Raw genomic sequence first — 999 nt, 5'->3', positions numbered from 1 at the left:
CGAGCGCGGCGCGAACACCGCCCCGCCGAGCACGTTGCGCCGGTAGAAGAAGACGTTCGGGTTGGCGAAGACGCCCTGCGCCTTCTTGTGGACGCACTCCTCGAACAGGTGCCGGGCCACCTCGACGCCGATCAGGTCACTCTCCCGCAGGGCCGGCTCCCGGTCGGCCAGCTCCAGGACGGCGCCCGCGCCGCAGCCGACGTCGACGATCCGCCCCGGTCGCACGTGCTCGCGCACCGCGTCCCACTTGCGCTGCGCGGCGTCGCTGAACGCCTCGGCGTACGTCCGGTAGTCGCGGGTGGTGGTCAGTCCGCCCTCGTCGCCGACCACCGGGTCGTTCACCACGGAGCGGACCAGGTCGTCGAGCCGGTAGCGGCGGTACACGTCGACGGTGGCCGGATGGGTGAGGTCCCGCCACGACGGGTCGTCGTCGGCCAGGCGCAGCAGGACGTCCCACGGCCGGACCGGTGTCGGCTCGACGTCGGCCTCCACCCCGGCGATCCGGAAACCGAGCCGTTCGTACATCGCGGCGACCTCCGGCGTCGAGCAGGCGACCACCGTGTCCGCCGGGGTCAGCTCCAACCCGGTGGACGCCGCGACGGTCTTCAGGGTCACCTCGGCGAACCTGTCGGTCGGTACGGTGTCGAACACCGGCACCACCACCGACCGGAGCCCGGCGAGCACGCTGAACCGTTCGATCGCCGCCTCCCGCCGGTGGTACGGGACCGGGTTGCGTCGGGTGTTCTCGTGGTTGGCCGAGGTGACCGCCCACACCACGGTCGCGCCGCCGACGTCGTCGCTCCCGGTCGCGCCGCCCGCGTCCTCGCTTCCGGTCGCGCCGTCACCGTCGGCGAGGGGGTCGTCGCCCTGCGCCGCGAGCTGGCGGAGGTACCCGGCCTGGAAGCGGGTCAACAGGTGGTGGCGGCCGGGAAAGAGCAGGAGCGGGGCATGGCACGTTCCTAGCCGATGCCCCGCGTGCGGTGCGCGGCAGGGGTGGGT

At 73.3% G+C, this 999-nt stretch carries 1 pseudogene; it reads right to left on the bottom strand.

Going from position 1 to position 999, the window contains the following annotated elements:
• Positions 1 to 912 (bottom strand): annotated as a pseudogene (locus F6X68_RS32815) (class I SAM-dependent methyltransferase); the annotation flags it as partial.
• Positions 913 to 999 lie beyond the last annotated feature (87 nt).

This window comes from Micromonospora sp. AMSO12t (assembly GCF_008806585.1).
Taxonomy (GTDB): domain Bacteria; phylum Actinomycetota; class Actinomycetes; order Mycobacteriales; family Micromonosporaceae; genus Micromonospora; species Micromonospora reichwaldensis.
The sequence above is the reverse complement of the archived record's forward strand: the minus strand, read 5'-3'. Positions and strand labels throughout refer to the sequence as shown.